This is a genomic window from Streptomyces similanensis (assembly GCF_039543625.1).
GTDB classification, from domain to species: Bacteria; Actinomycetota; Actinomycetes; order Streptomycetales; family Streptomycetaceae; genus Streptomyces; species Streptomyces similanensis.
This window is the reverse complement of sequence record NZ_BAABKC010000011.1, coordinates 306,504-333,273: the sequence shown is the minus strand read 5'-3', so window position 1 is coordinate 333,273 and position 26,770 is coordinate 306,504. Positions and strand designations below refer to the sequence as shown.

At 74.8% G+C, this 26,770-nt stretch carries 22 protein-coding genes; 8 read left to right on the top strand and 14 right to left on the bottom strand.

All coding sequences use genetic code 11. The features are described 5' to 3' along the window. Positions 1-6 precede the first annotated feature (6 nt). A complete protein-coding gene (locus ABEB07_RS04750) occupies positions 7-927 on the bottom strand; it encodes a LysR family transcriptional regulator (protein ID WP_345667141.1) in 921 nt (306 codons plus the stop codon). 71 nt (positions 928-998) lie between these two features. On the opposite strand from ABEB07_RS04750, the gene ABEB07_RS04745 reads away from it, so the two are divergent. After that, the gene (locus ABEB07_RS04745; RefSeq protein WP_176151011.1) at positions 999-1,310 is read left to right on the top strand and encodes a YciI family protein; all 312 of its coding nucleotides are present in this window, start codon (positions 999-1,001) and stop codon (positions 1,308-1,310) included. A gap of 315 nt (positions 1,311-1,625) precedes the next feature. Here ABEB07_RS04745 and ABEB07_RS04740 read toward each other — a convergent pair whose 3' ends face one another. From ABEB07_RS04740 to ABEB07_RS04720, 5 genes are all read right to left on the bottom strand, one after another. Continuing rightward, the gene (locus ABEB07_RS04740; protein ID WP_345667140.1) at positions 1,626-2,777 is read right to left on the bottom strand and encodes an XdhC family protein; all 1,152 of its coding nucleotides are present in this window, start codon (positions 2,775-2,777) and stop codon (positions 1,626-1,628) included. 47 nt (positions 2,778-2,824) lie between these two features. Beyond that, on the bottom strand, positions 2,825-4,291 hold the full coding sequence (locus ABEB07_RS04735; RefSeq protein WP_176151009.1) for an NCS2 family permease: 1,467 nt from the start codon (positions 4,289-4,291) through the stop codon (positions 2,825-2,827). A 205-nt stretch (positions 4,292-4,496) separates the two neighbouring features. After that, positions 4,497-6,884, bottom strand: coding sequence for a xanthine dehydrogenase family protein molybdopterin-binding subunit (locus ABEB07_RS04730; protein ID WP_345667139.1), 2,388 nt, complete (start codon positions 6,882-6,884; stop codon positions 4,497-4,499). A gap of 2 nt (positions 6,885-6,886) precedes the next feature. Beyond that, on the bottom strand, positions 6,887-7,486 hold the full coding sequence (locus ABEB07_RS04725; RefSeq protein WP_176151007.1) for a (2Fe-2S)-binding protein: 600 nt from the start codon (positions 7,484-7,486) through the stop codon (positions 6,887-6,889). Further along, positions 7,486-8,376, bottom strand: coding sequence for an FAD binding domain-containing protein (locus ABEB07_RS04720; RefSeq protein WP_345667138.1), 891 nt, complete (start codon positions 8,374-8,376; stop codon positions 7,486-7,488). Before ABEB07_RS04720 ends, ABEB07_RS04725 begins: the two co-directional genes overlap by 1 nt. Positions 8,377-8,713: 337 nt before the next feature. Between ABEB07_RS04720 and ABEB07_RS04715 the strand changes: the two genes are divergently transcribed. Together ABEB07_RS04715 and ABEB07_RS04710 are read left to right on the top strand one after the other, a co-directional pair. After that, the gene (locus ABEB07_RS04715; RefSeq protein WP_176151005.1) at positions 8,714-10,438 is read left to right on the top strand and encodes a PucR family transcriptional regulator; all 1,725 of its coding nucleotides are present in this window, start codon (positions 8,714-8,716) and stop codon (positions 10,436-10,438) included. 165 nt (positions 10,439-10,603) lie between these two features. Beyond that, positions 10,604-11,374, top strand: a complete 771-nt coding sequence (locus tag ABEB07_RS04710) for a hypothetical protein (protein ID WP_176151004.1) — start codon at positions 10,604-10,606, stop codon at positions 11,372-11,374. Between the two features lie 20 nt (positions 11,375-11,394). On the opposite strand, the gene ABEB07_RS04705 is transcribed toward ABEB07_RS04710, so the two are convergent. After that, complete coding sequence (locus ABEB07_RS04705) at positions 11,395-12,255, bottom strand: GntR family transcriptional regulator (protein WP_425588949.1); 861 nt, start codon at positions 12,253-12,255, stop codon at positions 11,395-11,397. A 165-nt stretch (positions 12,256-12,420) separates the two neighbouring features. Here ABEB07_RS04705 and ABEB07_RS04700 point away from each other — a divergent pair, with 165 nt between their 5' ends. Continuing rightward, complete coding sequence (locus tag ABEB07_RS04700) at positions 12,421-13,257, top strand: (2Fe-2S)-binding protein (protein WP_345667137.1); 837 nt, start codon at positions 12,421-12,423, stop codon at positions 13,255-13,257. Positions 13,258-13,616: 359 nt separating this feature from the next. Further along, entirely contained in the window at positions 13,617-14,654 is a 1,038-nt protein-coding gene (locus tag ABEB07_RS04695) for a DUF2637 domain-containing protein (RefSeq protein ID WP_176151002.1), read from the top strand. Positions 14,655-14,730: 76 nt separating this feature from the next. Here the strand turns inward: ABEB07_RS04695 and ABEB07_RS04690 are convergent, their stop codons facing one another. The 3 genes from ABEB07_RS04690 to ABEB07_RS04680 form a co-directional block, all read right to left on the bottom strand. Beyond that, positions 14,731-15,216, bottom strand: coding sequence for an ATP-binding protein (locus ABEB07_RS04690; RefSeq protein ID WP_345667136.1), 486 nt, complete (start codon positions 15,214-15,216; stop codon positions 14,731-14,733). A 178-nt stretch (positions 15,217-15,394) separates the two neighbouring features. Continuing rightward, positions 15,395-17,137 carry a pyruvate dehydrogenase gene (locus tag ABEB07_RS04685; protein WP_345667135.1) on the bottom strand — a complete coding sequence of 581 codons (1,743 nt, stop codon included), beginning with the start codon at positions 17,135-17,137 and terminating at the stop codon, positions 15,395-15,397. Between the two features lie 75 nt (positions 17,138-17,212). Beyond that, positions 17,213-18,118, bottom strand: a complete 906-nt coding sequence (locus ABEB07_RS04680; RefSeq protein WP_345667134.1) for a protein phosphatase 2C domain-containing protein — start codon at positions 18,116-18,118, stop codon at positions 17,213-17,215. Positions 18,119-20,177: 2,059 nt separating this feature from the next. Here ABEB07_RS04680 and ABEB07_RS04675 point away from each other — a divergent pair. Then, a complete protein-coding gene (locus ABEB07_RS04675) occupies positions 20,178-21,167 on the top strand; it encodes a helix-turn-helix transcriptional regulator (protein ID WP_176150999.1) in 990 nt (329 codons plus the stop codon). A gap of 8 nt (positions 21,168-21,175) precedes the next feature. On the opposite strand, the gene ABEB07_RS04670 is transcribed toward ABEB07_RS04675, so the two are convergent. The 3 genes from ABEB07_RS04670 to rsgA form a co-directional block, all read right to left on the bottom strand. Further along, entirely contained in the window at positions 21,176-21,682 is a 507-nt protein-coding gene (locus tag ABEB07_RS04670) for a methylated-DNA--[protein]-cysteine S-methyltransferase (protein WP_345667162.1), read from the bottom strand. Positions 21,683-21,747: 65 nt separating this feature from the next. Further along, entirely contained in the window at positions 21,748-23,145 is a 1,398-nt protein-coding gene (locus ABEB07_RS04665) for a bifunctional transcriptional activator/DNA repair enzyme AdaA (RefSeq protein WP_345667161.1), read from the bottom strand. 151 nt (positions 23,146-23,296) lie between these two features. Next, a complete protein-coding gene (gene rsgA, locus ABEB07_RS04660) occupies positions 23,297-24,454 on the bottom strand; it encodes a ribosome small subunit-dependent GTPase A (protein WP_345667133.1) in 1,158 nt (385 codons plus the stop codon). A gap of 354 nt (positions 24,455-24,808) precedes the next feature. On the opposite strand from rsgA, the gene ABEB07_RS04655 reads away from it, so the two are divergent. Beyond that, positions 24,809-25,096: a metal-sensitive transcriptional regulator gene (locus ABEB07_RS04655; RefSeq protein ID WP_176150996.1), complete on the top strand. Its 288-nt coding sequence runs from the start codon at positions 24,809-24,811 to the stop codon at positions 25,094-25,096. Positions 25,097-25,355: 259 nt separating this feature from the next. Continuing rightward, on the top strand, positions 25,356-25,811 hold the full coding sequence (locus ABEB07_RS04650; RefSeq protein WP_164585516.1) for a Crp/Fnr family transcriptional regulator: 456 nt from the start codon (positions 25,356-25,358) through the stop codon (positions 25,809-25,811). Positions 25,812-25,820: 9 nt separating this feature from the next. On the opposite strand, the gene ABEB07_RS04645 is transcribed toward ABEB07_RS04650, so the two are convergent. Continuing rightward, positions 25,821-26,759 (bottom strand): pyridoxamine 5'-phosphate oxidase family protein, encoded by a 939-nt coding sequence (locus ABEB07_RS04645; RefSeq protein WP_345667132.1) that lies wholly within the window; start codon positions 26,757-26,759, stop codon positions 25,821-25,823. Positions 26,760-26,770: the final 11 nt, after the last annotated feature.

Sequence of the window (26,770 nt, the reverse complement as noted above, 5' to 3'; positions counted from 1 at the left end):
GGCGCCTCAGCCGGGCTCCCGGCGACCGCCCGGAGCGTCGGTGAGCCGCCCGGACCAGGGGGTGCGCCCGGCGACCGCCAGCAGCAGCCGCTCGCGGGGCGGCCGGGGGCCGACCGGCCGCCACAGGAGGTCGGCGTCGGCTCCGGCGGCGGACCGGGTGCGCAGCGCCACCAGGTCGTCGTGGCCGGCGAGCGCGTGCCGGAACAGGGTGTGGCTGCCGCTGTCCTCGACGACGGTGTCCGGCCGCCAGCCGTGTTCCGCGAGCCGGGCCAGGACGGCGGACGCGTAGCCGGGGGCGCGCCGTTCGGGGAACCACAGCAGGCGCAGCCCGCTCAGATCGGCCCAGGTCAGCTCCGTGCGCCCGGCGAGCGGGTGCCGGGCGTGCAGGACGACGCCGAGGGGTTCGTCGCCCAGCGGGTACGACTCCAGTCCGGCCGGGTCGGCGACGGGGGCGCGCAGGATGCCGTAGGCGAGCACCCCGGTGCGCAGCAGTTCGGGCTGGCTCGCGGAGTCGGCCGGTTCGTAGCCGAGGCGGAGGGGCCCGGCGGCCGTGAGGCGGCGCTCGGCGCGCTCCAGTACGTCCCTCGGCACGCCCCGGCACACGCCGACCGTCGCCGTCACCGGGGCGGCGCGGGCCGCGTCGAGCGCCGCGCCGAGCACCGCCAGCGCCCGGTCGACGCCGGTCAGCAGCAGCCGTCCGGACTCGGTGAGTTCCATGCCGTGCGGCAGCCGCCGGAACAGGGGTGCGCCGACGCGCCGTTCGAGCCGTTTGAGCTGCTGGCTCAGGCTCGGCTGGGCGATCCGCAGCCGGCGGGCGGCCTCGGTGACGGTGCCGGCCTCGGCGACGGCGGCGAAGTAGCGCAACTGCCGCAGCTCCAGGTCCGGCGCGGCGCTCGGGCCTTCGGGCCCCGTCCCACCAGCGGTCATAGCCGCCAGCCTATAGGTCGCGGGGCGACCGGTCCTGGCGGTGTCGCCCCGCGGTGGCGTTGGCTGGGGCCATGTTCGTCATCGTGTTCAGATACCGGGCCCCGCTGGAGACCATCGACTCGCTGAAGGAGGCCCACTACGCCAATCCGGACGGGGTGTTCGCCCGCGGCCTCGCCCGGATCGCCGGGCCGCTGGAGCCGCGGACCGGCGGCGTGGTGGTGGCGGAGGGTTCGCGCGCGGAGATCGAGGCCGCCGTCGCCTCCGACCCGTTCGTCACCAGCGGCGCGGCGACGGCGGAGATCCTCGCCTTCCGGCCGGTGTTCACCGCCGCGGCGGCCGACGCGGCCGACGAGCCGGCCGGTACGGGGCGGTGCGGCCGATGAGCGAGTCCTGCGGGGTGGTGCGGCCGGTGCGGGAGCGCCGCGAGGCGGTGCGGGCGGCGCGGGGGGCCATCGTCGGGGCGGAGCCGCGCCACCGGGGGCGTGCCCGGCGGGAGGGGCATGCCCGGTGCGAGGGACGCGCGCCTCCCCGCGTGCCCGCCCCGCCCGGCGCCCCCGGCACGTGCCTCGTGCCCGGGGGCGCCGACGCGTGTCCCGAGCCTCGCGCCCGGGGCGCCGACCCGGGTATCAAGCCTCGCGCCCGGGGCTGCGGTCGGCCCGTGTATCAAGACCTCGCGCCCGGAGGCGCCGGCCCGTGGCTCAGGCCACCGAGCCGATCCGCCGGGGCGGCAGGGAGGTGGGGTCGTGGTGGATCGGGGTGTGCGCGCCGGTCAGGGAGGCGCCGCTGCCGCCGCGCCGGGCGGCGACGATCTCCCCGGCGATGGACAGGGCCGTCTCCTCGGGGGTGCGGGCGCCGAGGTCGAGGCCGATCGGGGAGCGCAGCCGGGCCAGTTCGAGGTCGGTGACGCCGACCTCGCGCAGCCGCTCGTTGCGCTCCAGGTGGGTGCGGCGCGAGCCCATCGCGCCGACGTACGCCACCGGCAGCCGGAGCGCCAGTTTCAGCAGGGGTACGTCGAACTTGGCGTCGTGGGTGAGCACGCACAGGACGGTGCGGCCGTCCACGTCGGTGCTCTCCAGGTACGTGTGCGGCCACTCGACGACGATCTCGTCGGCGTCCGGGAAACGGGTGCGGGTGGCGAAGACGGGGCGGGCGTCGCACACGGTGACGTGGTAGCCGAGGAACTTGCCGGTGCGCACCAGCGCCGAGGCGAAGTCGATCGCCCCGAAGACGATCATCCGGGGCGCGGGCACCGAGGACTCCACGAGGACGGTGAGCGGGGCGCCGCAGCGTGAGCCCTGCTCACCGATCTCCAGGGTGCCGGTGCGGCCGGCGTCCAGGAAGGCCGCGGCCTCGCCTGCCACCGTGCGGTCCAGTTCCGGGTGGGCGGCGAATCCGCCCTCCCAGGAGCCGTCCGTACGCACCAGCAGGGCGCGGCCGCGCAGTTCGGCGGGGCCGGAGACGATCCGCGCCACCGCCGCCGCCTCCCCACGGGCGGCGGCGGCCAGCGCGGTCGCCAGCACCGGGCGGACCGGCGAGCCGGCCCGTACCGGTGTGACCAGGATGTCGATGACGCCGCCGCAGGTCAGGCCGACCGCGAAGGCGTCCTCGTCGCTGTAGCCGAAGCGTTCGAGGACGCTTTCGCCGTCCTCCAGCGCCTGCCGGCACAGTTCGTAGACCGCGCCCTCCACACAGCCTCCGGAGACCGACCCGACGGCGGTTCCCTCGCTGTCGACGGCGAGGGCCGCGCCGGGCTGGCGGGGCGCGCTGCCGCCGACCGCCACCACGGTGGCGACGGCGAAGTCACGGCCCTGCTCGACCCACCGGTGCAGTTCCTCGGCGATGTCCAGCATCTGATCGGTCTCCTTACGGACGTCGTGCGGCGGGCGGTCGGCCAGGGCTAGTGAACGCCCAGCCAGGCCTCGATGGGATGCAGTGCGAAGTAGACGAGGAAGATGGCCGTCAAACCCCACATGAAGGCGCCGATCTCGCGCGCCTTGCCCTGGGCGACCTTGATGACGGTGTACGAGATCACGCCGGCGGCGACGCCCGGGGTGATGGAGTACGTGAACGGCATGATCACCACGGTCAGGAAGACCGGGATCGCGGTGGCGCGGTCGGCCCAGTCGACGTGCCGCGCGTTCATCATCATCATGGCGCCGATGACGACGAGGGCGGCGGAGGCGACCTCCTGCGGGACGATCGCGGTGATCGGGGTGAAGAAGAGGCAGGCCGCGAAGAACAGGCCGGTGATCACCGAGGAGAAGCCGGTGCGGGCGCCCTCGCCGACGCCGGTGGCCGACTCGATGAACACCGACTGGCCGGAGCCGCCCGCCACACCGCCGACCACACCGCCGGCGCCGTCGATGAACAGCGCCTTGGACAGGCCGGGCATCCGCCCCTTGTCGTCGGCCAGGTTGGCCTCGGTGCCGACGCCGATGATCGTGGCCATGGCGTCGAAGAAGCCCGCCAGGACCAGGGTGAAGACGATGACCGTGATGGTCATGACGCCCACGTCGCCCCAGCCGCCGAAGGACACGTGCCCGAAGAGCGAGAAGTCGGGCATCGACACCGGGCTGCCGTGCAGCTCGGGCGCGCCGTTGACCCACTGCTTGGCGTTGATGGCGCCCGCCGCGTTCAGGACGGCCGCGACGACCGTGCCGGCCACGATGCCGATGAGGATGGCGCCGGGGACGTTGCGGGCCTGGAGGGCGAAGATCACCAGGAGGGTGACGGCGAACAGGAGCACCGGCCAGCCGGACAGCTCGCCGCCGGGGCCGAGGATGACCGGTCCGCCGCCGGGCGCCGGGTTGCGGCCGATGAAGCCGGCCTTGACCAGCCCGATGAAGGCGATGAACAGGCCGATGCCCATGGTGATGCCGTGCTTGAGCGGCAACGGGATCGCGTTCATGATCATCTCGCGCAGGCCGGTGACGACCAGCAGCATGATGACGACGCCGTAGGCGACGCACATGCCCATCGCCTGCGGCCAGGTCATCTCGGGAACGACCTGGGTGGCGACGACGCCGGAGACGGACAGGCCGGCGGCCAGGGCCAGCGGCACCTTGCCGACGAAGCCCATGAGCAGGGTGGTGAACGCCGCGCCGAGCGCGGTCGCGGTGATCAGGGCCTTCTGGCCGAGGGTGTCCCCGGCCACGTCCTTGCCGGACAGGATGATCGGGTTGAGCAGCAGGATGTACGCCATCGCCATGAAGGTGGTGACGCCGCCGCGCACTTCGCGCGCGACGGTGGAACCCCGCTGGGTTATGTGGAAGTACCGGTCGAGCCAGGACCGTCCCGCCGGGACGCGGCTGCCCGCGCCCGCTTCTTCGGCGGTGGTTCTGGGCTCCACGGACTGCTGGGTCATGGGGCCATCTCCCAAGGTTCACAGGGGCACCCGTGCGATCACCCTTGCGGGGCACGGGATTTGGGATGGACGACCCGGGAGGACGGCCCAGGACGAACCTCGTTGCTGGTACTTCAAGACCGCGAGCGGAGCGGGACTCGAAGGACGGGGAGTGCTCCGGGCGGCGCGGAGGTGTGACGTTCCGTGCGCCGCCCGGAGGGTCTGCTCACGCCTTGCCGGTGAGGTGCTCCGGCCGTACGGGCGTGCGAGGGAGCTCCAGCCCGGTCGCGTTCCGGATCGCCGCGAGGACGGCCGGGGTGGACGACAGGGTGGGCGCCTCGCCGATGCCGCGCAGCCCGTAGGGGGCGTGGTCGTCGGCGAGTTCGAGCACGTCGACCGGGATGGTCGGCGTGTCGAGGATGGTGGGCAGCAGGTAGTCCGTGAAGGACGGGTTCCTGACCTTCGCCGTCACGGGGTCGACGATGATCTCCTCCATGATGGCGATGCCCAGGCCCTGGGTGGTGCCGCCCTGGATCTGCCCGATGACGGAGAGCGGGTTGAGCGCCTTGCCGACGTCCTGTGCGCAGGCCAGCTCCACGACCTTGACCAGGCCGAGTTCGGTGTCGACCTCGACGACGGCGCGGTGCGCGGCGAAGGAGTACTGCACGTGGCCGTTGCCCTGGCCGGTGCGCAGGTCGAAGGGCTCGGTGGGCCGGTGGCGCCACTCCGCCTCGATCTCGACGGCCCCGTCCTCCAGCACGTCCGCCAGGTCGGCGAGGACCTCGCCGCCGTCGGTGACGACCTTGCCGCCCTCCAGCAGGAGTTCGGCGGTGGCCCAGGCGGGGTGGTAGGAGCCGAACTTGCGCCGGCCGATCTCCAGGACCCGTTCGCGCACCAGCTCGCAGGCGTTCTTGACGGCGCCGCCGGTGACGTACGTCTGCCGTGAGGCGGAGGTCGAACCGGCGCTGCCGACCTGGGTGTCGGCCGGGTGGATGGTGACCTGGGCGACGCCGAGCTCGGTGCGGGCGATCTGCGCGTGCACGGTGACGCCGCCCTGGCCGACCTCCGCCATGGCGGTGTGCACGGTGGCGACCGGTTCGCCGCCCACGGTCTCCATGCGCACCTTGGCGGTGGAGTAGTCGTCGAAGCCCTCGGAGAAGCCGACGTTCTTGATGCCGACCGCGTAGCCGACACCGCGTACGACGCCCTCGCCGTGCGTGGTGTTGGACAGTCCGCCGGGCAGCTGGCGCACGTCGGAGCCCTCGCTGGACTCCCACTGGCGCTCGGGCGGCAGCGGCATCGCCTTGATGCGGCGCAGGAGTTCGGCGACCGGCGCCGGGGAGTCGACCGGCTGTCCGGTGGGCATGAGGGTGCCCTGCTCCATGGCGTTGAGCCGGCGGAACTCCACCCGGTCCATGCCCACCTCGTCGGCGAGCTTGTCCATCTGCGCCTCGTAGGCGAAGCACGCCTGGACCGCGCCGAAGCCGCGCATCGCGCCGCACGGCGGGTTGTTGGAGTAGAGGGCGATGGCCTCGATGTCGACGTCGTCGACGACGTACGGGCCGACCGCCAGCGAGGAGGCGTTGCCGACGACCGCCGGGGAGGCGGAGGCGTAGGCGCCGCCGTCCAGGACGATCCGGCACTTCAGGTGGGTGAGCTTGCCGTCCTTGGTGGCGCCGTGCTCGTAGAAGAGGCGGGCCGGGTGGCGGTGGACGTGCCCGAAGAAGGACTCGAACCGGTTGTAGACGATCTTGACGGGCTTGCCGGTGCGCAGCGCCAGCAGGCAGGCGTGGATCTGCATGGACAGGTCCTCGCGGCCGCCGAAGGCGCCGCCGACGCCGGCCAGCGTCATCCGGACCTTGTCCTCGGGCAGGCCGAGCACGGGCGCGATCTGCTTCAGGTCGCTGTGCAGCCACTGGGTGGCGACGTAGAGGTGGACGCCGCCGTCCTCCTCGGGCACGGCGAGGCCGGACTCGGGGCCGAGGAAGGCCTGGTCCTGCATGCCGAAGTAGTACTCGCCCTTGACGACGAAGTCGGCCTTCTTGGCGGCCTCGTCGGCGTTTCCGCGGATGATCGGCTGGCTGTGGACGATGTTGGGGTGCGGGACGTGCCCGATGTGGTGGTCGTCGCGGTTCTCGTGGACGAGGATCGCGTCCGGGGCGGTGGCGGAGGCCTCGTCGGTGATGACGGGCAGCTCCTTGTAGTCCACCTTGATCTTGGCGGCGGCGCGGCGCGCGGTCTCCGGGTGGTCGGCGGCGACGATGGCGACCGGCTCGCCGTGGTGGCGCACCTTGCCGTGGGCGAGCACCGGGGTGTCCTGGATCTCCAGGCCGTAGTGCTTCATCTCGGCGGGCAGGTCGTCGTAGGTCAGGACGGCGTAGACGCCGGCCATGGCGAGGGCCTCGGAGACGTCGATGGAGACGATCTCGGCGTGGGCGACCGTGGAGCGCAGGATCTGGCCCCACAGCATGTCCTCGTGCCACATGTCGGACGAGTACGCGAACTCGCCGGTCACCTTGAGGGTGCCGTCGGGGCGGAGCGTGGACTCGCCGATGCCGCCCTTGGACTTCGAACCCTGGGTGATCTTGGTGGGAGCACCGTTGGCAGTCGTCATGGTCAGACCCCCTCGGACTGGCGGGCGGCCGCCAGGCGGACCGCGTCCATGATCTTCTCGTAGCCCGTGCAGCGGCACAGGTTGCCCGACAGCGCCTCGCGGATGTCCGCGTCGCTCGGGTTCGGGTTGCGCTCCAGCATCTCGTCGGCGGCCACCAGCAGACCCGGCGTGCAGAAGCCGCACTGGACGGCGCCGGCGTCGATGAACGCCTGCTGGATCGGGGCCAGTTCCACGCCCTCGCCGGTCTGCGAGTCGGCGCCCTTGGCCTGCCAGCGGCGGGCCTCGTCGAGCGTGGTGCCGGCCGCGCCCGCGGTGCCGCAGGCGCCGCTCGCGCAGCCGCCCTCGGCGCGCTGCTGGGCGAACTCCGCCAGGCCCTCGACGGTGACGACGTCGCGGCCCTGCACCTGCCCGGCGGCGACCAGGCACGAGCACACCGGCACGCCGTCCAGGCGCACCGTGCAGGAGCCGCACTCGCCCTGCTCGCAGGCGTTCTTGGAGCCGGGCAGGCCCATGCGCTCGCGCAGGACGTAGAGCAGGGACTCGCCCTCCCACACGTCGTCGGCTTCCTGCGGCCGTCCGTTGACGGTGAAGTTGACGCGCATCACGCGGCTCCCTTTGCGGTGTTGCGGGCGCCGCGGTACGACTCCCAGGTCCAGGTCAGGGTGCGGCGGGCCATCACGCCCACCGCGTGACGGCGGTAGCTCGCGGTGCCCCGGACGTCGTCGATCGGGTTGCAGGCGGCGGAGCACAGCTCGGCGAACTGCTTGGCGACCGAGGGGGTGACGATCTTCCCGTTGTCCCAGAAGCCGCCCTCCTCCAGCGCCGCGGCCAGGAACTCCTCGGCGGCCTTGGCGCGCACCGGGGTGGGCGCGGCGGAGCCGATGCCGGTGCGCACCGTGCGGGTCTCGGGGTGCAGGGCGAGGCCGAAGGCGCACACGGCGATCACCATGGCGTTGCGGGTGCCGACCTTGGAGTACTGCTGGGGTCCGTCGGCCTTCTTGATGTGCACGGCGCGGATCAGCTCGTCCGGGGCGAGCGCGTTGCGCTTGACGCCGGTGTAGAACTCGTCGATCGGGATGCGGCGGGTGCCGCGCACCGACTCCGCCTCCACCTCGGCGCCCGCGGCGAGCAGGGCGGGGTGGGCGTCGCCGGCCGGGGAGGCCGTGCCGAGGTTGCCGCCGACGCCGCCGCGGTTGCGGATCTGCGGGGAGGCGACCGTGTGCGAGGCGAGCGCGAGGCCCGGCAGCTCGGCACGGAGATTTTCCATGATCTTCGTATAGGAGACCGAAGCGCCCAGCCGCACGCTGTCCTCGCAGACCTCCCACTCGTAGAGGTCGCCGACGCGGTTCAGGTCGAGCAGGTACTCGGGCCGGCGGTGGTCGAAGTTGATCTCGACCATCACGTCGGTGCCACCCGCAATCGGCACAGCGGTGGGGTGCTCGGCCTTCGCGGCGAGCGCCTCCTCCCAGCTGGCGGGGCGAAGGAAGTCCATGACCGGCTCTCTTCTTCGTCTCGAAAGGTCGTCCAGATTGAGCCAATCCGTGTGCGGCGGGCCAGGCTCGTTCGTGTTCATGTGCTGTTCACGCGGAGTGGAGCCAGTACACCGCCCGCTGCTCCGATGGGGTCAGTCACCGAAACCATGAAGGGTTTGGCTGGCCACGCCGGGCATCTTGTAGATTCGTATGAACGGAGGTCGTCGGTGACATCTTGGGATTCCCCCGAGACGAAGATCACCGCCCTCCCGGCGGAGCTGCCGACCGGCCGCCCGGCCGGGCCCCCACCACAGGATTCATCGTAGTTTTCGAGACAAAGAACGGCGGCGACGACACATGCGGCTGCGCGCACTGCTGGACACCGATGCGCTGGGCCTGAAGCTGCTCGGCGGCGAGGAGGAGCTGGACCGCACCGTCCGCGGTGTCATGACCACCGACCTGCGCGACCCGAGCCGCTACCTCTCCGGCGGCGAGCTGGTCCTGACGGGCCTGGCCTGGCGCCGCGACGCCGCCGACGCGGAGCCGTTCGTACGGATCCTGGCGCAGGCCGGGGTGGCCGCGCTGGCCGCCGGCGAGGCCGAGCTGGGCGCCGTGCCCGAGGACCTGGTGCGGGCCTGCGCCCAGCACCGGATGCCGCTGTTCGCGGTCCACGAGTCGGTGGCGTTCGCCTCGATCACCGAGCACGTCGTGCGGCAGGTATCCGGCGAGCGGGCCGGCGACCTCGCGGCCGTGGTCGACCGGCACCGGCGGATGATGACCGCGGGACCGGCCGGCGGCGGCCCGGACGTGGTCCTGGACCTGCTCGGCTCCGACCTCGACCTGCGGGCCTGGCTGCTCTCCCCCACCGGCCGGCTCATCGCCGGGCCGGACGCGGGCGGGCCGGGGGCCACGGGGCCCGCGCTGTCCGCGGGCGCCTGCGCCCTGCTGGCCGCCGAGCACCTGACGGCCGGCCGCTCGGGCCGGCGCGGCCCGCACCGGGTCACGCTGGAGGGCACCACCTACTCCCTCTTCCCGATCCGCGCCGGCGGACAGCGCTCCGCCGGAGCCGCCCAACGGCCCGCGCAGGCCGCCCGCGACGTGCGCGAGACGGTGCTGTCGGACTGGCTGCTCGCGGTCGAGGCGGACGCCGGCGACTGGCCCGATGAGCGCCTCGACCTGCTCCAGGGCGTCACCCAGCTGATCGCCGTGGAGCGCGACCGGCGGGACGCGGCGCGCACCGTGCGCCGGCGGCTCGCCCAGGAGGTGCTGGAGCTGGTGCAGACCGGCGCGCCGCCCGCCGAGATCGCCGCCCGGCTCCGGGTCGCCGCGCCGGTGCTGCTGCCCGGCCTCGGCGCCGCCCCGCACTGGCAGGTGGTGGTGGCCCGGGTGGAGTGGGAGGGCGCGCCCGTCCAGAGCGGGCCCGTCGCCCAGGCGCTGCTGGAGGAGATCCTCGCCGACCCCGCCCCCGGCGCCGCGCAGAGCGGGCCCGAGGCGACCGACCGGATCGCGGTCGCGCACAGCGCCGGCGAGGCCATCGCCCTGGTGCCGCTGCCGGCCGTCGCCGCCGAGCACGACGGCACCGAGAGCGGGATCCTCGCCGACGCGCTCCTGGAGTCCGTGCGCGGCCCGCTGTCGGCCGGGCTCGGCGACGACGGGCGGCTCACGCTCGGCGTCAGCGCGGCCGTGCACTCGGCCGAGGGGCTGCGCGGGGCGCTGGAGGAGGCGCGGCACGCCCGGCGGGTCGCCGCCGCGCGGCCGGGCGGCGTCTGCGCGGCCGGCCACCAGGAACTCGCCTCGCACGTGCTGCTGCTCCCGTTCGTCCCGGACGACGTGCGGCGCGCCTTCACCGCCCGGCTGCTGGACCCGCTGCGGGACTACGACCGGCGGCACCGCGCCGAGCTGATCCCCACGCTGGAGGCGTTCCTCGACTGCGACGGCTCCTGGACCCGGTGCGCGACCCGGCTGCACCTGCACGTCAACACACTGCGCTACCGGGTCGGGCGGATCGAGCAGTTGACGGGGCGTGACCTTTCGCGGCTGGAGGACAAGCTGGACTTCTTCCTCGCCCTGCGGATGAGCTGAGGCCGGACCGGTGGCGGCGGCGACACCCGCCACCGGCCACGTTCCCCCGACTTTGTGAAATCCTTCACCCACCCCCTTGGCCGGGCGCCGCGATTCGTGCTGAGATGCCGCCACCACTCACAGCTCGATGACGTGCTCGGGGAGGGCAACGTGGCGCATACCGCCATGTCTGGTAACGGAACGACCGCAGGTGACGATCCACTCCAGACCGCGGTATGGCGGCTGCGCTCGCGCGCGTGCTGGGCCGACGCGGCGGAGCTGCTCCAGTCGGCCACCGCCGCCGCCGCGTTGCAGCGCGCCGCGCTGCTGGTGGAGCGGTGCCTGTACACCGAGGCGGGGTGGCAGGACGCGGAGGACGCGCTGCGCGCGGCCGAGGCGCTGGCGCACACCGACGAGGAGCGGGGCGCGGCCGCCTGTGAACGCGGGTACCTGGCCTACTCGGCCACGCTGCACGCCGTGCGCGACCGGGCCGACGAGGCGCGCTCGGCACTGGGGCGGGCGGCGGCGCTGATCACGCCGGGCTCGCCCGGACGGGCCCTGCTGGACTTCCGGCGCGGGCTGATCGCGGAGAAACTGACCCGCTCCCCGCAGTCCGCGCGCGCCGCCTACCGCCGGGCCCACGCGGGCGCCACCGCCCACCACGACCCGCTGCTGCTCTCCTCCACCTGGCGGCACCTGGCCGGACTCGCCCTGCGGGAGGGCGAGTTGGCCGACGCCCGGCACGGCTTCGCCGAGTCGCTGCGGATCCGCGAGGAGCTGGGCTATCTGGTCGGCACGGCCCCGGCGCTGGTCTCCCTGGCCGAGACGGAGCAGGAACCGGAGGCGTCCCGCCTGCGCGAGGAGGCCCGCCGCCTCTTCCGCCTCCTGGGCGGCGTCCCCACCTGGCTGGCCGCCCATCTGACCCCGCCGGCCCCGGGGGCGACCGCGACGGCGTGAGCGCGGCCCGGCGGGCCGCCTCAGTCCGGCTCGGCGAAGTGGCGGTCGAGCAGGGCGCGGACCCGGTCCGCGTCCCGGGCGATCAGGGCGTCCAGCAGGGCGGTGTGCTCGGCCGCGTCCGCCAGCAGGGCGGGGGCGGCGGCCGGCGGGCGCTGGGTGCGGCGGTGCAGGTCGGCGGCGATCCGGAGCAGCTGCTCGTTGCCCGCCAGGGACAGCAGCGCGTGGTGGAAGGCGCGGTCGGACTCGGCGTAGGCCGCCGGGCGGCCGGAGGACGCGGCCCGCACGGTGGCCTCGGCCAGCGGCCGCAGCCCGGCCCACCGCTCCACCGGCACCGTCCCGGCCAGCCGCAGCAGCACCGGGACCTCGATCAGGGCCCGCACCTCGGCCAGCTCGGCCAGCTCGCGGGCGCCGCGCTCGACCACCCGGAAACCCCGGTTGGGCACGACCTCGACGGCGCCCTCCAGCGCCAGCTGCTGCATCGCCTCCCGGACCGGGGTGGCGGACACCCCGAACCGCTCGCCGAGCACGGGAGCGGAGTACACCTCGCCGGACCGCAGCTCACCGGCGGCCAGCGCGGCGCGCAGGGCGTCGAGGACCTGCCCGCGCACGGAGGAACGGCGCACGACCGGACCGGAGCGCGGACGGCCGGCCGGCTCACCGGGCAGGTGCTCGCCGTACGGATGCCCAACGTGCGGGTACTCGCTGTGCGGCGGGCGCTCGCCGTACGGATGCCCGCCGTACGGGTGCTCGCCGTGCGGCGGGTGCTCGCCGCGGGCGCCGGGCGTCGTCAGGGCGTCCCGCTCCCCCGCCTGCCGGGGCAGCCGCGCCGCGCCCGGGGCTGTCCCGACGGCGCCGGCGGAGTCCTGCGCGCCCTGGTTCACGGTGCTCCTGGGGGCTTGGGGGTGCTTGGGGTCATTACGGCGGGTTGCTGCTCGTCCGTCAAGCACCTTAGACACAAGTGGCCAAGGGTTCACATTCCGCCGAAGTGAAGTAAGGTAAGGCTTACCTCCAACCGTCCTCGTCGACCGTGAATCGGTGGTTCCGGCATGCCTGTGCCCCCTTCGGCAATCGCGGCCGCGTACGCGCGCCTGACCGAGGTCTTCCCGGGCCTCACGGTGACCGAGCCGGCCCCCGGAGAGCCCCTGCCGCGGGGCGAGGGGTGGACCGGCGCCGCCGCCCTCGCCGCGGGCGGCCCCGAACTGGACGCGTTCCTGGCCTGGGACGACGCCCAGGTGCTGCGCGACTACGGCACCCGGGCCCGCCCCGACGTGGTGGCGAGCTTCGCCCTGCACCGCTACGCCTGGCCCGCCTGCCTGCTGTTCACCGTCCCGTGGTTCCTGCACCGCCGCGTCCCCCGCCTGCCCGCCGCCCACGTCGCCTACGACCGGACCGGCGGCCGGATGGCCGTCCGCCCCGACTCCTTCGCCTGTCTGCCCGGCGACCCCGCCGCCGCCCTCCCCGGCGCCCGCGTGGTGCCCGACGAGGAGGCGCTGCGCGCCGAGCTGCGGGCGGCCGTCGCCGAGCACCTCGAACCGCTGCTCACCGCCTTCGGCCCGCGGATGCGGCGGCGCGGACGGGCGCTGTGGGGCATGGCGACCGACGAGATCGTCGAGAGCCTGTGGTACATCGCCCAGCTCCTCGGCGAGCAGGACCGCGCGCTGCGCGAGCTGGAGCTGCTGCTGCCGGGCGCGACCCGCCCCTACGTCGGCGCGGCCGCGTTCCGCGAGCTGACCGGACCCGACGGCACGCCGCAGTCCACCCGGGACCGGATCAGCTGCTGCATGTTCTACACGCTGCGCCCCGAGGACACCTGCGACAACTGCCCGCGCACCTGTGCGGCGACCGAGCGCCCGGTCAAGGCCACTGCCGCCATGGCCGCTTGACGCCTCGTCCTGTCCGACGCCGCGTCGCACCTGACGCCGAGGTCACGCCTGACGAACCGTCGGAACGTACGGCGGGCCGCCGCGCGTCACGTAAGATCGTCCACGACTGGGACTCCGTACGGGCGCGAGGAGTTCACAACTCCCTCACCCGTCGCGGGAACTTTCCGCGGAACCGCCCGTACGGGTAGTCTTATTCGAACTCAACTCCCGCCCCTCACGCGGCAGTTCGAGCAGAACGCCGTCCCCGGGCATCCCCTTGCACCTCCTTGGCGGCCTCTTGCCCCGAAACCCCCTGAGGGACGGCGGGATTGGGCCACTATGGCGGGCGTTACGCCCTATCCCAATGCAAGGGACCCTAGATGAGACTGACCGACATATCGCTGAACTGGCTGCTTCCGGGCGCCGTGCTGCTCCTGGGCGTGCTGGCGGCGGTGGCGGTGCTCGCGCGCGGCAAGCGGTCCAAGGGGAACACGGGTACCGAGGACTCGTGGGAGCGCAGCGAGGAGCGCCGGCGGCGCAAGGAGGCCGTCTACGGCACCGCCTCCTATGTGCTCCTGTTCTGCTGTGCGGCGGTCGCCGCCGCGCTCTCCTTCCACGGCCTGGTCGGCTTCGGCGAGCAGAACCTCGGCCTGACCGACGGCTGGCAGTACCTGGTGCCGTTCGGCCTGGACGGCGCGGCGATGTTCTGCTCCGTGCTCGCGGTGCGCGAGGCCAGCCACGGTGACGCGGCCCTCGGCTCCCGGCTGCTGGTGTGGCTGTTCGCCGCCGCCGCGGCCTGGTTCAACTGGGTGCACGCGCCCCGGGGCGTCGCCCACGCGGGCGCGCCGCAGTTCTTCGCCGGCATGTCGCTGTCGGCGGCGGTCCTCTTCGACCGCGCGCTGAAGCAGACCCGCCGGGCCGCCCTGCGCGAACAGGGCCTGGTCCCGCGCCCGTTGCCGCAGATCCGGATCGTCCGCTGGGTGCGGGCCCCGCGGGAGACCTACCGCGCCTGGTCGCTGATGCTCCTGGAGGGCGTGCGCAGCCTGGACGAGGCGGTCGAGGAGGTGCGCGACGACAAGCGCGAGAAGGAGGAGCGGCGCCGGCTGCGGCGCGAGCAGGAGCGGGTCGAGCGCGCCCAGCTCAAGGCGATCAGCCGGGGCCACCGCGGGTTCGCCGGCCGGGGCGGACGGCAGGGCGAGGCGCAGGCTCTGGAGCGCGGCTCCGGGCAGGCCTCAGCGGAGCCTGCCATAGCGCCCTCGGAACCCCTGCCGGTGCGCGCGCGTCCCTCGCTCCAGCCCGTCCGCAAGGGCGGTGACGCCATCACGGTCGACCTCACCGCGGAGGACGACACACAGGCCCTGCCGCGTCTGGACTCACTGGAGCGCAAGCTGAAGGACCTGGAGCAGCAGTTCGGCTGAGCCACGGGGTCCGGTAGGACGCCGACAACGCCGTAGGGAAGGGCGCGACCGCGACGGGTCGCGCCCTTCCCGTCGTTCAGGCGGCCTGCGCCCCGGTCAGCTCGAACCAGACCGACTTGCCGACCTCGTGCGCGCACACGCCCCAGGCGTCCGCGAGGGACTCGACCAGGACCAGGCCCCTGCCGTTGGTGTCGGCCGCGGCCTCCGGCACCCGCGGCCGGGGCCGCTGCGGCACGAAGTCCCGTACCTCCACCCGCAGTCCGCTCGGTGACACGGTGGCGGTCAGGATGGCGTCGTCGTCGGTGTGCACGAGCGCGTTGGTGACCAGCTCGCTGGTGAGCAGTTCGGCGACGTCCGAGCCGTCCGGCGGCCCCCACTGGCGCAGCAGCTCGCGCAGCGCCCGGCGCGCCTCGGGCACCGCGCGCAGATCCGCCCGGGGCAGCCTGCGCCGGAGCTGCGGAGCCGGTGGGCGCCGCGCCCCGGTCCCGGGCCCGTCCGCCGCCGTTCCGGTCGCGAAGGCCCCGGTCGCCGTGGGACCGCCTCCTCGTACCTGACTCTCCATCTCCCCCGCCCGCGTGCCGATCTCGGTTCCCCTCCAGCTCGAACACGTTCACGGGGATCCATGCCCAGCCCGACCCGCGCCAGTCATGTGGAAGTGTCAACGACCGAACGGTCGGCGAAGTTGGCCGGAGTACGACGCTTCTCCCGCCCGGCGGCGGGCGGTTCGCGCGGGGCGCGGATCAGGGGCGCGGCACGTTGCGGAGGTTGGAGCGGGCCATCTGCACCATCCGGCCGACCCCGCCGTCCAGCACCATCTTGGACGCCGACAGGGCGAACCCGGTCACCATCTCGGCGCTGATCTTCGGCGGGATGGACAGCGCGTTGGGGTCGGTGACGACGTCCACGAGGGCCGGACCCTTGTGCCGGAAGGCGTCCTTGAGCGCCCCGGCCAGTTCCTTGGGCTTCTCCACCCGCACGCCGTGGGCGCCGCAGGCGCGGGCGACGGCGGCGAAGTCCGGGTTCTTGTTGGCAGTGCCGTAGGAGGGCAGTCCGGCCACCAGCATCTCCAACTCCACCATGCTGAGAGCGGAGTTGTTGAACAGTACGACCTTCACCGGCAGGTCGTACTGGACCAGGGTCAGGAAGTCGCCCATCAGCATGGCGAACCCGCCGTCCCCGGACATCGAGACGACCTGCCGGCGCCGGTCGGTGAACTGCGCGCCGATCGCCATGGGCAGCGCGTTGGCCATCGAGCCGTGCGAGAACGAACCGATGATCCGGCGGCGGCCGTTGGGCGAGATGTAGCGGGCGCCCCAGACGTTGCACATGCCGGTGTCGATGGTGAACACGGCGTCGTCGGCGGCCACTTCGTCCAGCACGGCGGCCACGTACTCGGGGTGGATCGGCACGTGCCGGTCGACCTTCCTGGTGTACGCCTTGACCACGCCCTCCAGCGCGTCCGCGTGCTTCTTGAGCATCCGGTCCAGGAAGCGCCGGTTCTTCTTCTCCCGCACCCGCGGGATCAGACAGCGCAGCGTCTCGCGCACATCGCCCCACACGGCCAGGTCGAGCCGGGAGCGGCGGCCCAGGTGCTCCGGCCGGACGTCGACCTGCGCGATCTTCACGTCGTCGGGCAGGAACGCGTTGTACGGGAAGTCCGTGCCGAGCAGGAGCAGCAGGTCGCACTCGTGGGTGGCCTCGTAGGCGGCGCCGTAACCGAGCAGCCCGCTCATCCCGACGTCGTAAGGATTTCGGTACTGAATGAACTCCTTGCCGCGCAGGGCGTGTCCCACGGGTGACTTGATCTTCCCGGCGAACTCCATCACCTCGGCGTGCGCGCCCGCCGTGCCGCTGCCGCAGAACAGGGTGACCTTGTCGGCCTTGTCGATCATCCGCACCAGTTCGTCGATCTCGGCGTCGCCGGGCCGCACGGTGGGCCGGGAGGTGACGATCGCGGTCTCAGCGGACTTCTCGGGGGCGGGCTCGTCGGCGATGTCGCCGGGCAGGGTCACCACGCTGACGCCGCCGCGGCCGACCGCGTTCTGGATGGCGGTGTCCAGCAGCCGGGGCATCTGCTTCGGGCTGGAGATCAGCTCGCTGTAGTGGCTGCACTCCTGGAACAACCGGTCCGGATGGGTCTCCTGGAAGTAGCCGAGGCCGATCTCGCCGGAGGGGATGTGCGAGGCGAGCGCGAGCACCGGGGCCATGGAGCGGTGGGCGTCGTAGAGGCCGTTGATGAGGTGGAGGTTGCCGGGGCCGCAGGATCCTGCGCAGGCCGCGAGCTTTCCGGTGATCTGCGCCTCGGCGCCGGCCGCGAAGGCTGCGGTCTCCTCGTGCCGGACGTGGACCCAGTCGATGGCGGCATGGCGGCGCACCGCGTCGACGACCGGATTGAGGCTGTCCCCCACGACGCCGTACAGGCGTTTGACGCCGGCGCGGGCGAGGGTGTCGACGAACTGTTCTGCGACGTTCTGCTTGGCCATGGCTGCTGGACGCCCTTCGGTCTCCCGCGCTGCGGTGCGGATTCCTCTGGGTCCATGAATTCACAGCCGCCGCGCTCACGCCTCCCACACGGCGGCCGCCGTACGGTCGTCCGCGTACCCCTTGACCCGCGTCTGGGCGTCCGCGAGGAACGCGGCCAGGCCCGGCGGGGCGGCGTCCGACCACTGTCCGGCCAGCCGCGCGGCCAGCTCCGCCTCGCCGCGCAACGGGTCGGCGAGGCCCTGAGTGCACATCAGCAGCACATCACCCGGCCGGGCTAGGGAGGCCCGGAACCGGAACGGCTCGCGGGGCGGCTCGGGCGGGGACGCGGGGGCGTACGGACCCGGCGGGCCGGGAACCCCGAGGTCCAGGGTGAGGTGGTCGCCCTCGGCCGGGGCGGCCGGTCCGGTCTCCGGGGCGGGGCCGGGCGCCGGGGGCTCGATGTCCTGCCACGCGCCGCCGCGCAGCCGGAACAGTCCGCCCGCGCCGACCCCGAAGAAGACCCGCACCCGGCACTCGGGGTCGGCGGGCAGCAGCAGGCAGCGCAGCCCGGCCGTGTACTCCTCCGGTTCGACGCCGCGTTCGGCGGCGGCGGCGCGGAGCTTGCCGAGGGTGCGGTCGGTGAGGCGGTGCAGCCCGGCCTTCAGCTCCCCGCGCCGGCCGGCGCGGATGTCCTCCACCAGCCGGGAGTGGCTGCGGCCCACGGCCCGCGCGATCCACCGGCACGCCTGGGCGGCCGCGCGGTGCGCCTGCGGGGAGGTGCGGGCGCCGGTCGCCGCCGCGACCAGCACCAGCGCTTGGTCGCCGCTGCCGAACCGGACGGTGAGCAGCGCGTCGCGGCGCGGTTCGCCCCGGTAGCGCGGGGAGTCTCCGCGCAGGGACACGGCGCGCAGCGTGCAGGTCCCGTACCGGGCCCCGTCCAGCACCGTGTCCGGCACCGGCTCGTCCCCCTCGTCCAGCTCCTCCGGATCGCCCCCCGGCAACGCGGTCGGCTCCGCGTCATAGGTGGGCGGCCCCGACCCGACGTACGCGACGGTCAGCGGGGGCGGCGACGACGAGGACGGCGGTTCGGGGACATGCGGGACACCTGAGCCCGCGACCTCGGCAGGGCTGGGCTGCGGGGGCGGTGAGGTCGGCGGGGGCGAGGAGGGCCGCGGGGGCGCGGAAGGGGGCGGGGGCGCGGGGGTTACGGTGCGCGGGGCTGGTGGGGTGGGGGCGGCTGGGGTGGGCGCGGCTGGGGTGGGGGCGACTGGAGTGGATGTCTCCGGGGCGGGGCCAGCCGTGGTGGGGACCTCCGGGGCAGGGGCCGGCAGGGCCGGAGCCGACGGGGGTGGGATCTCTGGGACAGGGGCCGCCGAGGAGGCGGTCGTCGGGGCGGACGCCTGCGGGGCGGAGGTTTGCGGGGCCGGTGCCTCGACGGTCCAGGAGTCCGCCGGGGCCGGGGCCTCCGGAGCAGGAGCCGTTGCGGCGGAAGCCGCTGGGGTCTGCGGGGCCGGGGCCTCGGTGTTCCACGGGCCCGCCGGGGCGGGGGCCTCCGGGGAACGGCCTGCCGGGGAGGAGCCCTGTCGGACGGGGTCCTGCCGGGCGGGGGCCTGCCGGGCGGGGGCCTGCGGGGCGTGCGCACCGGTGGGTGCGCTCCCTGCGGTGTCGTCGAGCGCGGGCGTGCTCGGGGGCGCTGGCGGGCGCGGTGGCGCGGGCGGGCGCGACGGCGTGCTCGGGTGCGCTGGCGGGTGCGGTGGCGCGGGCGGCCGCGACGGCGTGCCGGGGGCGGGCGGGTGCGAGCTGGTGGCGGAGGTCGGCGCGGCAGCCTGCGGCGCCCGGCGCCACCAGTCCGGCCCGGGGGCCGGGGACGGGACGTCGGGAGCGGGGGCGCGACCGGGCTTCGCCGACTCGGCGCCGTCCCCGGCCGCCCAGGGCCGACCGGGGTCGGGACCGAAACCGGGCGCGGAACCCGTGGCCCGCGGCGGCGCGCTCGACGGCTTGGGAGGCACCTCGGCGGGCGACCCGGCGAACGGCCCGGAGGGCCCCTGCGCAGCGCCACCGGCAGGCGGCGCGGCCGTGGACGCGCCGGCGGGCGACTCGGCGGCGAACGCACCGGTGGCGGGCGGCTCGGCGACGGGCGGGCCAGCGGCCAGGTCGGTGACGGGCGGATCGGCCGCGCACCGGTCGGCAGCGCGCGAGTCGGCCGCGCCTGAGTCGACGGCCTGCTCCGTGGCCCGGTCGGCCGCGCGCGGCTCGGGTACGGCCGGCTCCGGCGGAGCCGAGGGCGGGCGTTCGCCGAACGAGTACCACTCCTCGTCCCAGCCCTGCTCGTCCGAGCCCCGCTCAGCACCGGCACGGCCGTCACTGCCGCGATGGCCCCCGACACGGCCGTCGCCGTGCTCATCGCTCCGTCCGTCGCCGGGGCGGGCCGCGGTGTCGGTGCCGGGCGGGGCGTCCGCGCGGGCGTCGGTCCGGTGGCCCGGGGCCGTCGCCTGCGGTGGTGGGGCGCCCTCGGCGTCCTCCAGCGCGTCGGCGGCCGAGGCGAAGCGGTCGTCCAGGGAATCGGCCGCGGCCGTCGGACCCGTGTCCGCCGTCGAGTCGTCGTACAACTGCCGCCACCAGTCGTCCTCGTGACCGGTGGGCCTTCCCCCCTGCTGGCTCATGCCCTCAATTGTCCACCGCGCGGGCCGCGGGGAAACGGGGCAACGCGAAAATCCGGCGCGCACCCGTCCCGCGAACGGACCCGTCGGGTGACGCCCCGCACTTCCGTACGAAATGCAGCCGCCGGGCGGTCCCACCCCCCACGGGAGAACCGCCCGGCGACACCTGGGCGACCCGGAACCGGGTCACGTACGGACGGCCGCCGCACGCAGCCGGCGTCCACGCAGGCCACGGCCTCCGGGGCGGCACATCGATGCTTCGGTGGTGCCACCTTGTCAGGAGGACCACGGGTACGGCGATGATGTTGGGAGGCGGGTTTGCGCCGTGGCCGTTTCCCGCCACCGCGGGCCCGCCGCGAACACCGTGGCACAGCGCCCGATTGGGGAGGGACGGCAGCCGATGCTGGCAGCGATAGGTCTGGACGAGCGGCACGAGACGGCGTACCGGGCACTGGTGTCCGTGGGCGCCGCCGAGGTGCCCGACCTCGCGCGGCGGCTGATGCTCGGCGAGCGGGACACCGAGCACGCGCTGCGCCGCCTGGAGCGGCACGGGCTCGCCGCGCAGTCCTCGGCGCGCCCCGGCCGCTGGGTCGCCGCACCGCCCGGCGTGGCGCTGGGCGCGCTGCTCACCCAGCAGCGGCACGAACTGGAGAAGGCGGAGCTGGCCGCCGCCCTGCTCGCGGAGGAGTACCGGGCGGCGGCGGCCGAACCCGCGGTGCACGATCTGGTGGAGGTGGTCACCGGCGCCCCCGCCGTCGCGCAGCGCTTCCTCCAGCTCCAGCTGGGCGCGAACGAGGAGGTGTGCGCACTGGTCACCGACAATCCGGTCGCCGTCTCCGGCAGCGAGAACGACGCCGAGGAGCAGGCGGCCGGCCGCGGCGTGCGCTACCGGGTGGTGGTCGAGCGCGCGGTGCTCCACCAGCCGCACGGCATCGCGGAGTTGACGGCCGCGCTCGGCCGGGACGAGCAGGTGCGGGTGGTCGAGGAGGTGCCGACCAAGCTGGTGGTGGCCGACCGTGCGCTGGCGATGGTGCCGCTGACCACGCACTCGGCGGAGCCGGCCGCGCTCGTCGTGCACGCCAGCGGTCTGCTGGAGCTGCTGTCGGGGCTGTTCGAGTCGGTGTGGCGCACCGGACTGCCGCTGCGGCTGGGCGCGTCCGGTGTCACCGAGCAGGACCCGGACGGCCCGGACGCCACCGATCTGGAGGTGCTGTCGCTGCTCCTGGCCGGGCTGACCGACGCGAGCGTGGCCAAGCAGCTCGATCTGGGTCTGCGCACCGTGCAGCGCCGGGTGAAGCGGCTGATGGAGCTGGCCGGGGTGACCACCCGGCTGCAACTGGGCTGGCACGCCTACGAACGCGGCTGGGTGGCCAGGGAACGGCGGCGCTGACGGCGGACTCAGCGGCCGAGCACGCCCTCCAGGGCGAGCAGCGCCGTCTTGCGCTCCAGCCCGCCCGCGTACCCGGTGAGCGAGCCGTCCGCGCCGATCACCCGGTGACAAGGGCGCACCACCAGCAGCGGGTTGGCGCCGATCGCGCCGCCGACGGCCCGAACCGCCGCCCGGGAGGCCCCGATCCGCGCGGCGATCTCGCCGTACGTGGTGGTCGCGCCGTACGGCACGGTGTCCAGGGCGGCCCACACCCGTTCCCGGAAGTCGGTGCCGGAGCTGCGCAACGGCAGGCTGAACTCCTTGAGTTCACCGGCGAAGTAGGCGCGCAGCTGCTCCTCGGCCGCGCGGAAGGGCGCCGGATCGCACAGCCAGTCCGGCTCGACCGCGTGGCCGCCCTTCTGGCCGGGCACCGACAGCGAGGTCAGGGCGCCGGACGGGTCGGCGGTCAGGAGCAGCGGCCCGAGGGGGCTGTCGAGCCGGGTCCAGTACGTCGTGGCCGCGTCGGGCGGCGCCATGGGGGCGGCCTCGGCTGCGGCGGCCGCCGTCGCTCCGGGCGTCGACAGGTGTTCGGCGGCGGTCATCATCGGATCTCCCACTCCCCTGCTGCGCGCAGGTGGTTGAGTGCGTACGAGCGCCAGGGGCGCCAGCTGTCGGGGGTGTGCGCCTCGGGCGGGGCGGCGTCGGGGTCGCCGAGGGCGCGGGTGCGGACGGCGGCGGCCACGGCGGCGGTCAGACCGGGCAGGGCGAGCAGCGCCCGGTGCGCCTCGTCGCGGTCGGCGCCCGGGTCCAGCCGTAGGGCGCCGTCGGCGAGGGCGGCGGTCAGGGCGCCCAGCGTGCCGTGCGGCTCGGCCCCGGCGAGGACGGCGGGTTCGGGGAACAGGTGGGTGAGGCTGCCGCAGGGGGCGTCCAGCGCCTTGCCGTAGCGGCGTACCAGCTCGGCGGCGGCCGCCGGGCCCACCAGCGCGCGTACCGCCGCCTCGTCGGGGTCGGCGGCGCCGGGCGAGCGCAGTCCGGGGCGGGCGGCGACCAGCGGGGCCAGCCGCGGGTCCGCGCCGAGCCGCTCGTCGACGGCGTACGGGTCGGCGTCGAGGTCGAACAGCCGGCGCAGCCGCTGCACGGCCGTGGTCAGGTCGCGCGGGTCGGTCAGGTGCAGCCGGCCCTCCAGCCAGCCGCCCGGCCGGGTGCCGGATGAGGTCCTGGGCGCGCGGGTGCGTTCATCGACGGCGACGATCCCGGCGCCGTGGGGCAGGCGCAGGGTGCGCCGGTAGGTCCGCGCGCCCGGCCGTCCGGTTATCTCCTCCACGCCGGGCACGGCCTCGTGCTGGAGCAGGTCGAAGACGGGGCCGGCCTGGTAGGGGCCCCGGTGGGCGAGGCGCAGCGGGATGCCGGCGGTGGGGGCGGCGGCCGGGCGGCGCCGGGTGCGGGGCGCGGCGGCGCGCAGTTCGCTCGGGGTCGCCGCGTAGACGGCCCGTACGGTGTCGTTGAACTGCCGCACGCTGGCGAATCCGGCCGTGAAGGCGATGTGGGTGACCGGCAGGTCGGTGGTCTGGAGCAGGACGCGGGCGGTGTGGGCCCGCTGGGCGCGGGCGAGGGCTACGGGGCCGGCGCCGAGTTCGGCGGTGAGCTGCCGCTGCACCTGCCGGGCGCTGTAGCCGAGCCGGGCGGCGAGCCCGGCGACGCCCTCCCGGTCGATCACGCCGTCGCCGATCAGGCGCATCGCCCGGCCGACGACGTCGGCGCGCACGTTCCAGTCGGCGGAGCCGGGCACCGCGTCCGGGCGGCACCGGCGGCAGGCGCGGAACCCCGCGCCCTGGGCGGCGGCGGCCGTGGCGTAGTACCGCACGTGGGGCCGTTTGGGCGTCACGGCCGGGCAACTGGGACGGCAGTAGATCCCGGTGGTCTCGACGGCGAAGAAGAACTCGCCGTCGAACCTGCCGTCCCGGCTCCGCACCGCCTCGTACCTGCTGTCCTCATCCATCACGCTGTCCAGTGTCCGCCCTCGGGCACGGGACGACTGGCGGGAATCGGACATCGCGCTACGGACCGCCGCCCAGGGGCCACGACCGCCCAGGGGGCACGACCGTCCGGAGCCGCGGCTCTGGACGGTCGTGCCCCCGGCGGCCTCGCCGCTACCCCCAGTGGCCCCGCTTCGCGGCCACCGCCGCGCGCCCCTCCGCGCCCTTGCGCTTCCAGTCGCGGCGGATCTCCGCGCGCAGCCGGGCGTCGGTCTTGGCGGTGATCCACTGGTTCTCGCGCACCAGCTTGCGGTAGCTGTCCAGGCGGCGTTCGGGCAGGGCGCCGGTGTCCACCGCGGCGAGGACGGCGCAGCCGGGCTCGCTGTCGTGGGCGCAGTCGTGGAACCGGCACTCCTCGGCCAGTTCCTCGATCTCGGCGAACACCTGCCCGACCCCGGTCCCGGCGTCCCACAGGCCGACCCCGCGCAGGCCGGGCGTGTCGATCAGCACGCCGCCGTGCGGCAGGACGAGGAGGTTGCGGGTGGTGGTGGTGTGCCGGCCCTTGCCGTCCACGTCCCGGGTGTGCCGGACGTCCATCAGGTCCTCGCCGAGCAGCGCGTTGGCCAGCGAGGACTTGCCGGCCCCGGACTGCCCGAGCAGGACGGAGGTCCCGTCGGCGACGACGGCGGCGAGCACGTCGAGCCCGTCCCCGGTCAGCGCGCTGACCGAGAGCACCGGCACGCCGGGCGCCGCCGTCTCCACGTCCTGGACGAGGTACGACAGGGCGACCGGGTCCGGGACGAGGTCGGCCTTGGTCAGCACGACCAGCGGCTGCGCCCCGGACTCCCAGGCCAGGGCGAGGAACCGTTCGACGCGGCCGAGGTCGACCTCGACGGCGAGGGAGACCGCGACGACGGCGCGGTCGACGTTGGCGGCGAGGATCTGCCCCTCGGACCGCTTGGAGGAGGTGGAGCGGACGAAGGCGGTACGGCGCGGCAGGCACGACCGTACGTAGCGGGGGTTGCCGCCGGGTTCGACGGCGACCCAGTCGCCGGTGCACACGACGCGCAGCGGATCGTGCGGGGTGACGAACGCGGTGTCGGCGCGCAGCACGCCGCCCGCGGTGACGACGTCGCACTGGCCGCGGTCGACGCGGACGACCCGGCCGGGCAGCAGGCCCTGCCCGGCGTACGGCGCGAACTCGGCCGCCCAGCCCTCGTCCCAGCCGTGACCGGCGAGGGGGTGCGACGAGGGGGGAGGCGGGCAGGAGGAAGCCTCGCGGGAGGCGGAGGAAGAGGAAGCCTCGGAGGAACCGAAAGCGGAGGAAGACAAGGGGAAGCCCTTCAAGGGGGCGGCCCCGGCCGCCCGCGCCGGTCGGCGCGGGAGAAGTCGGGTGGTGTCAGCCGGAGGCCGCGGAGGTGGAGTGGACGATCCTCTGGGTTCGGGCGGCAGCGCCCTGCGCAACGACAGCCATCGGTCACACCTCCTGTGGGACAACCTCGGACAACCTCGCCGAAAGCGGCGGCCGGCGGCCACCGCGAGAAGCGACGCCCACTCTAGAAGGGCCCGTATCCCGCCGCCACGGGTTTTCCGCCCGGTTACTGTCCTTGCGGGACGGTGGGGGTTCGACGGCGGCCCGAAACGGGACGTACAGTACCCCCAGGGGTATTTTCACTAGGAGTGATCGTGGATCTGGAGCTGGACGGCGCCGACCTCAAGGCCGTACTGAACCGGCTGCGCCGCGCGCAGGGCCAGATCGCCGGGGTGATCCGGATGATCGAGGAGGGCCGGGACTGCGAGGACGTCGTCACGCAGCTCGCCGCCGCCTCCCGCGCCCTGGACCGGGCCGGTTTCGCCATCATCGCCACCGGGCTGCAGAAGTGCGTGGCCGACATCGAGGCCGGCCGGACCGCCGGCGAGGACGCCGCGGCGATGCGCGCCCGGATGGAGAAGCTGTTCCTGTCCCTGGCGTGACCGGCGGGCGGGCTCGGGCGGCCTCTCGCGCGGTACGTGCGCGGCGCCGAGCCCGACGTGCGCGAGGTCCGCGTGCGGTTCCCCCTCGTGTCCCCCACGTGCGGCCACGCCGTCCGGGCCGAACGGCCCTCGGCCGGGGCCGAGCGGCCCGTGGCGGTCCGCACCGCGCGGCCGCAGGCTGAAGTCGGCAGCGGCCCGCGCCCGGCGCGGGAGTGCCCGCAGCCGACACGGGACCCTGGGACACGAAGGAGCCGCAGCGATGACCTCCACCACCACCCTGACCGGGGCCCTGCCGGCCGAATACCGCGCACGGCTGACGGACCTCGCCCGCGAGGTCTCCTTCGAGGCCGGCGACCGGCTGTTCGAGGAGGGACGGCACGCGGACCGGTTCTGGATCGTCCGCACCGGCACGGTCGCCCTCGACCTGCGCGTCCCCGGCCGCCGCGCCGCCGTGATCGAGTCCCTGGGCCACGGCGAACTCGTCGGCTGTTCCTGGCACTTCGCGCCGTACGCCTGGCAGCTCGGGGCCGAGGCGGTGACCCCGGTGCGGGCGTACGAGTTCGACGCGGAGACCGTGCGGGCGCTGTGCGCGCAGGACCCCGTGTTCGGCCACGCGGTGGCCTGCTGGGTCGGCCGGGTGGTCGCCCGCCGACTGCACGCGGCCCGGGTCCGCCTCCTGGACCTGTACGCCCCCTACGGCAGCGGAACCAGGTGACCTGACCCGCTACTGGTTCCGGCCCTCGGCCGGGGTGATGCGGCGGCCCGTCACGCGCGCGGGCCGGATCCGCACCCACAGGGGCCGACGGCCGCCCGCCCAGGGCGCGGAGTGCGCCCGCTCCTCCAGCCGGCGCGCCTCCTGCGGGTCGGCGACCTCCTCGGCTCGGCCGACCACCAGCACGCTCCAGCCCCGGCTGAGCGCGTCGTCCACGTGATCGACCTCGAAGGCGATCTCGGCGCCCACGGCGGACGCGGGCGCCGCGTCGGGCGCGGTGCGGAAGACGACGTCGCCGTCGATCACGTCGTAGTTGACCGGCAGGACGGCCGGTCCGTCCGGGGTGCTGAGCCCCACCCGCCCCACCCCGTGCGTGGACAGCAGCTCCCGGCTCTCCTCCTCGCCGAGGTCCGTCAGCAGCGGACGCAGCAGCGCGTGGCCCTGGCCGGGCGGCAGCTCCTGGCCGCCGCCGCGCAGCGCGTCCAGCGTGGTGCCCAGCGCGTCGGCCAGGCGCAGCAGCGCGGCGGGGCTCGGGTCTGAGGGGTGCTGCTCCAGATAGGCGAGGTACTGCGGTGACATCCGGGCCCGGGCGGCCGCCTCCGCCACGCTGAGCCCCTGCCGCTCCCGGGCGGCCGTCAGCCGCCGCCCCACGTCCCCGGGCCGCACCGCCCGCGCCCCGGCCCCGGCCCCTGGCCCAGCCCCGGTCGCCGGCGCGGACGCGCGGTCCGGGGCGGCCGGGGCGCCGGGGAGCGGTTCCCGCCCGTGGTCCGCCGGGTGGACGTGGGCGTCCGGGCCGGGGAAGACGAGGGTGGTCTCGCCCGTGTCCGACCAGCGCACGTCGTACGGCGGTGTGCCGTCGTCGTGGTGCAGGCCGACGATCTCGCCGTCGCGCCGGGTGACGCCGGTGACCGGGCTTTCGATCACGAGCCGATCGCCTAGCTGAGCGTGCATGACCGTGCCTC

Bases quoted from the DNA above. Each gene is read 5' to 3' on its own strand.
- ABEB07_RS04750 (WP_345667141.1), bottom strand. From the start codon at position 927: ATGACCGCTGGTGGGACGGGGCCCGAAGGCCCGAGCGCCGCGCCGGAC.
- ABEB07_RS04745 (WP_176151011.1), top strand. From the start codon at position 999: ATGTTCGTCATCGTGTTCAGATACCGGGCCCCGCTGGAGACCATCGAC.
- ABEB07_RS04740 (WP_345667140.1), bottom strand. From the start codon at position 2,777: ATGCTGGACATCGCCGAGGAACTGCACCGGTGGGTCGAGCAGGGCCGT.
- ABEB07_RS04735 (WP_176151009.1), bottom strand. From the start codon at position 4,291: ATGACCCAGCAGTCCGTGGAGCCCAGAACCACCGCCGAAGAAGCGGGC.
- ABEB07_RS04730 (WP_345667139.1), bottom strand. From the start codon at position 6,884: ATGACGACTGCCAACGGTGCTCCCACCAAGATCACCCAGGGTTCGAAG.
- ABEB07_RS04725 (WP_176151007.1), bottom strand. From the start codon at position 7,486: ATGCGCGTCAACTTCACCGTCAACGGACGGCCGCAGGAAGCCGACGAC.
- ABEB07_RS04720 (WP_345667138.1), bottom strand. From the start codon at position 8,376: ATGGACTTCCTTCGCCCCGCCAGCTGGGAGGAGGCGCTCGCCGCGAAG.
- ABEB07_RS04715 (WP_176151005.1), top strand. From the start codon at position 8,714: ATGCGGCTGCGCGCACTGCTGGACACCGATGCGCTGGGCCTGAAGCTG.
- ABEB07_RS04710 (WP_176151004.1), top strand. From the start codon at position 10,604: ATGTCTGGTAACGGAACGACCGCAGGTGACGATCCACTCCAGACCGCG.
- ABEB07_RS04700 (WP_345667137.1), top strand. From the start codon at position 12,421: ATGCCTGTGCCCCCTTCGGCAATCGCGGCCGCGTACGCGCGCCTGACC.
- ABEB07_RS04695 (WP_176151002.1), top strand. From the start codon at position 13,617: ATGAGACTGACCGACATATCGCTGAACTGGCTGCTTCCGGGCGCCGTG.
- ABEB07_RS04690 (WP_345667136.1), bottom strand. From the start codon at position 15,216: ATGGAGAGTCAGGTACGAGGAGGCGGTCCCACGGCGACCGGGGCCTTC.
- ABEB07_RS04685 (WP_345667135.1), bottom strand. From the start codon at position 17,137: ATGGCCAAGCAGAACGTCGCAGAACAGTTCGTCGACACCCTCGCCCGC.
- ABEB07_RS04675 (WP_176150999.1), top strand. From the start codon at position 20,178: ATGCTGGCAGCGATAGGTCTGGACGAGCGGCACGAGACGGCGTACCGG.
- ABEB07_RS04670 (WP_345667162.1), bottom strand. From the start codon at position 21,682: ATGGCGCCGCCCGACGCGGCCACGACGTACTGGACCCGGCTCGACAGC.
- ABEB07_RS04665 (WP_345667161.1), bottom strand. From the start codon at position 23,145: ATGGATGAGGACAGCAGGTACGAGGCGGTGCGGAGCCGGGACGGCAGG.
- ABEB07_RS04650 (WP_164585516.1), top strand. From the start codon at position 25,356: ATGACCTCCACCACCACCCTGACCGGGGCCCTGCCGGCCGAATACCGC.
- ABEB07_RS04645 (WP_345667132.1), bottom strand. From the start codon at position 26,759: ATGCACGCTCAGCTAGGCGATCGGCTCGTGATCGAAAGCCCGGTCACC.